At 34.9% G+C, this 5,063-nt stretch carries 3 protein-coding genes; 1 reads left to right on the forward strand and 2 read right to left on the reverse strand.

The annotated features are described in order from the left end of the window. Positions 1-19: 19 nt before the first annotated feature. Positions 20-469, reverse strand: coding sequence for a hypothetical protein (locus tag JR053_RS04850; protein WP_416603736.1), 450 nt, complete (start codon positions 467-469; stop codon positions 20-22). A 74-nt stretch (positions 470-543) separates the two neighbouring features. Continuing rightward, positions 544-2,337 carry an ankyrin repeat domain-containing protein gene (locus JR053_RS04855; protein WP_416603738.1) on the reverse strand — a complete coding sequence of 598 codons (1,794 nt, stop codon included), beginning with the start codon at positions 2,335-2,337 and terminating at the stop codon, positions 544-546. A gap of 113 nt (positions 2,338-2,450) precedes the next feature. Between JR053_RS04855 and mutS the strand changes: the two genes are divergently transcribed. After that, entirely contained in the window at positions 2,451-4,961 is a 2,511-nt protein-coding gene (mutS, locus tag JR053_RS04860; RefSeq protein WP_010401892.1) for a DNA mismatch repair protein MutS, read from the forward strand. Positions 4,962-5,063 lie beyond the last annotated feature (102 nt).

Raw genomic sequence — 5,063 nt, forward strand, 5'->3', positions numbered from 1 at the left:
GTCAGTTAATTCATGCCTGTCAGATCAAGTCTAAACTATTACAATCTTGGACATCAGAATACAATCTAGCATCTACTTTTCCCAAATCAGTATGAAAAGTCAGTACTATATTACCTATAAGGTCAGTATAATTTCTTACCCCACCTTCTGTTAAAATTTCTGTCTCGCTTTCACCGATTGCTATCACGTCTCTTCGAAATTCTGTGCTTTCATCTGTTCCATTTATGATTTTTGCAACCTCGACTATACTATTCTTTGAGTATTTCAAGTAGAAAGTGAAGTTGTCCATTTTTGCCTCTTTTACCTTACCAGTAGTTGCGTTTTTTGCAGCTTCCAAAAACCTTAGAGAGTAATGTATATAGCTTTTACGTGCTTCTTTAAGATTAGCTTTGTGGTCTTTAAACTTCTCTAGTTTATCAATTACAATTATACTACTTAGAGTTTCAAATACTGCACCTCTTTTTACCAAATTACATACTATGCGACTAGCAACTTCTATGTCCCTTTCACCTTGAAAAATCTTTAATTCACTAATTCTTCTTATTACATAATCTGAAAATTATACCTACTCTCATAAGTATTTTCATATATATTTCCCTCACGAGTAAGATTGAACCTTACCCTAGATTTTATAGCTTCATTTACAACCTGTTCTAGCTGATTTATGTCTTGAACTTCATCTAATTTACAAAAATATTTACCTGGATCTTGCTCATCTAGTAGAAAATCCTCCCCCCATAGATTTACACTTTTGCACAAATACTTTTTTCCATTATAGTCAACTTGTGTTTTTTTACGAAAAGTTCCATAAATAACATCATCAGTTAAAAAGTACTCTTTAATATTAAGGTTGGGATTATTAACTGCAAATTCTATTGGGGTTTTACCTTTTTTATCCTTTATATCAAGATTAGCTCCTTTCCTTAGAAGCAATTTGATAATTGTATCACAATGACCAGAACGAGTAGCATAATGTAAAGGTGTTCTTCCTGTGTCGTCCTTTTCATTAGGATCAGCACCTGAATTCAACAGTAAATCTATGAATTCTCCCGCATTGCTACATTCCATACTTGATAGAATATGCAGTATTGTCAGTTTAGATTCTCCTCTTTTAAGGTTGAGGATGGTTTTTAGATCTTGATTACTTTTATGATCCAGTAAAAATTTTTTAATTTTTTCAACATCGTTCTTATAATCCTTATAAGTAACATGTGGAAAGTCTTTAAAAGTACTTAAGAATTTTTTATTCAACTCCTTCTGACTCTCTGTTAAGTTGGACATGTCAACAAGCCACGTAGATATCAACTTACCAAATGCACCTCTTTCAGCAATATCAGTTAAAGAACAGTCATTGCGAAGTACCAGTGAGTATTTAATCAATTCATATTCATCATCCTCTTGTTGCTGTGTTTCTTCTGCTTTCTTAGAGTGCTTAAAATCATTTTTTATTAATTCAATCAAGAGCTTTAATGTGTTAAAACTTTTATGTCCCAATAAAGGATCTGCTTTGTTTTCAAGTAGAATTCTTGCTATTTCTGAATAGCCATTTCTAATAGCCCAGCATAACGGAGTACGCCCGTATTTATCCGCTATGTCAACAGCAGCTTCCTTTTCTATGATAGCTTTTACTATTTCCACTTGGCAATTTTCAGCAGAAACAGCATGATGTAATGCAGTACTCTCAGCCTGACTTACTGCATCAACATTAGCTCCCGTGTCTAATAGGAGTTCTACTATCTCTTTATTTTCATTGTGAGCAGCACAATGCAAAGGAGTACACCCATTTTGATCTGCTGTATTAACATTAGCCCCGTTTGCTATGAGAACTTTTATTATCTCTGTATAACCAAAGCGAACAGCAGCGTGTAAAGGAGTTATCTTAACTTTACCTACTGCATCAACATTAGCCCCCGTGTCTAATAGGAGTTCTACTATCTCTTTATGTCCATTGTGAGCAGCACAATGCAAAGGAGTACACCCATCTTGATCTGCTGCATTAACATTAGCCCCGTTTGCTATGAGAATCTCTACCACTCCTATACTACCACTTGCAGCAGCAAAGTGTAAAGGATTCCATCCATCTTGATCTGCTGTATTAACATTACCCCCTTTTTTTATTAAAAGCTCTGCTATCTTTACAAGATCATTTCTAGCAGCTATATGTAACAATGTACTTTGATCATCGAATGTATAATTTATGTTAAATCCATTATCTTGCCACTTTTTATACGTGTCTGGATCTTCTTTTTCCAATTCCTCTTTTACCCTTTCGATTATATTGTTCTCATTTAAGTCACTTATTGTCCTTAATATTTTTAACAACCGTTCATATTCCATAATTCTACCTCAAACTATTTGTTTTTGTACTATAGCTAAAAAAAATTATTGATCCATAATAAAATAACCAACACCAGAGTAAGTGGTTTGCTGCTAACATATTTAAAAATGTTATGAACTTAATAAGAGAAAAAAATACCCCTGTAATGGAGCAATATTTAAATTTGAAAGCTCAATACACGGATCATCTATTGTTTTATAGACTGGGCGATTTTTATGAATTGTTTTTCGATGATGCTATTAAAGCTGCGAAATTGCTGAATATAGTGCTAACCAAGAGGGGCAATTCAAATGGGCAAGAAATACCAATGTGTGGAGTGCCAGCACACAGTAGTGAGTCTTACCTGCACAAGCTAATAGATTTAGGATTCAAAGTAGCAATCTGTGACCAATTAGAAACTGCTGATGAAGCAAAAAAGAGGGGCTATAAATCCATAGTAAAACGTGATGTAGTGCGAGTTGTAACTCCAGGTACAATTATAGAAGATTCACTACTGGAGGATAAAAGCAATAATTATCTCGCATCCATAGTTGAACAAAATGACGAATATGCTATTAGTTGGCTTGAATTATCGACGGGAAAATTTTTTCACATTTTAACGAGTTTGAAAGCTCTAGATAGTGATTTATTGCGTATATCACCAAGAGAATTATTAATTTCTGAAAAATTCACTGAGGACGAAAAAATTAGATCGATTTTAAAAAATTATAAAATATCAATTACGCAACACGCACAGAGCTTTTTTGAGTATAGTAAATCTCACAGAACGTTATGCGAGTTTTATAAAATCAGGGAACTTGGGAGTATAGGAAATTTCAGCAAAGTAGAAATCATGGCGTGTGGTGCACTGCTTGAATATGTCAGAGTAACACAAAGGGGCTCCATTCCAAGGCTTGAATTCCCAAAAACCTATAAGCAACAAAATTTCATGCTTATTGATGCTTCAGCAAGGAGAAACCTTGAGTTGTTTTCAACTCAATTTGGTGAAAAGAAAGGTTCACTAATTTCAGTTATTGATCACACAGTAACAGCCTCTGGTGGACGCCTGCTCAAACAAATGCTCGCTTCACCCCTTGCTTGCTCTAAGGCAATTAATTTGAGGCTCAGCACCGCTCAATTTTTTGTAAATAATCATGAGCCACGCAGAAAAATACGAGAGATATTATCTAACATTCCAGATATTGAGAGGTCTTTATCGCGCTTAATACTAGGGCGTGGTTCACCAAAGGATATGAACCTATTAAAAATAGGCCTAGGAAAAACTTTAGAGTTGTCTGAGTTTCTGTCTACCTTGCATAATTATTGTTTAAGTGAAAAATCAGAAATTAACTCTCAGATGTCATTCCAGTGCTTGACCAGAGAAAAGGAACCAGTGTCTACTACTCAGGTGATAAGTAGTGACGAAAGTGAACTAAGCACAATACATAAAAGCCTTGGCAATCATAAAGACCTATTTGAACTGTTAAATAGTGCTATACTTGATAATAACCTCAGTTCCGTGAAAGAAGGAGGATTTATTCACTCAAAATACAACTCAGAATTATCTGAGTTATCCTACATATTAAATAATAGTAATAAACTAATAACCAAACTCCGTGAATCTTATCGCGACCTAACTGGTATTGCCGCACTTAAAATATTACATAACAACATACTCGGTTATTACGTTGAAGTGTCGGCAAATCACAAAATAACTTCGGATATATTTATTCATAGACAAAGCTTAGCAAATAGCATGCGCTACACTACTAATGAATTGAAAGAACTAGAAAATAAAATTCTTACGGCACGTGATGCTGCAATCGGCTTAGAAATGAAAATTTTTAGTGAACTGTGTAGTGAAGTCGCTAAAGAATCTGAAAAAATTGCTCTTGCTGCAAATGCTTTGGCAAAACTTGATATTAGAACCGCGTTTGCAGAGCTTGCAGTGCAAAATAATTACGTAAAACCCATCATTGATGACAGCAAAGAGTTCAATATCTGTAGCGGAAGACATCCAGTGGTTGAAGTTAACGATAAATTCATTGCAAATAGCATCAATTTAGCTGGTATACATCTAATTACTGGTCCTAATATGGCTGGAAAAAGCACTTTCTTGAGGCAAAACGCTCTCATTGCAGTTTTAGCTCACATGGGGTCATTTGTGCCAGCAGAGAGTGCGCATGTAGGAGTGATTGACAAGATATTTAGCAGGGTTGGTGCAACAGATAATATAACAGCTGGTTATTCTACCTTCATGGTAGAGATGATCGAAACAGCAACGATAGTAAATCAGGCAACAGATCGTTCCTTGGTGATACTTGATGAAATTGGTAGGGGCACAGGAGTGTATGATGGATTATCTATTGCACAGGCAGTGATTGAACATATTCACAATGTAAATAAGTGCCGCGCCATTTTTGCAACTCATTATCATGAATTAACTAAAGTAGGTGAATACTTAGAAAATGTGAAATGTTTTTGTATGAAAATAAAAGAATGGAACGGAGAGGTTATCTTTCTACATGAAGTAATTGAAGGCATTGCAGATGAGTCATATGGAATACATGTAGCAAAACTTGCTGGTTTTCCTGACTCTGTTTTAAATAGAGCAAGTGAAGTGTTTGAGGAGCTAAAGGCTTGAGGAAAGTAATATTATATTACTACACAATCATGGAGTTTTAGCAATCTATGACGCTTTAATTGTAATAGTTTAGACTTGATCTGACAGGCATGAATTAACTGA

The sequence above is a fragment of the Wolbachia endosymbiont of Nasonia vitripennis genome (genome assembly GCF_048054115.1).
In the GTDB taxonomy this organism is placed as follows: Bacteria; Pseudomonadota; Alphaproteobacteria; order Rickettsiales; family Anaplasmataceae; genus Wolbachia.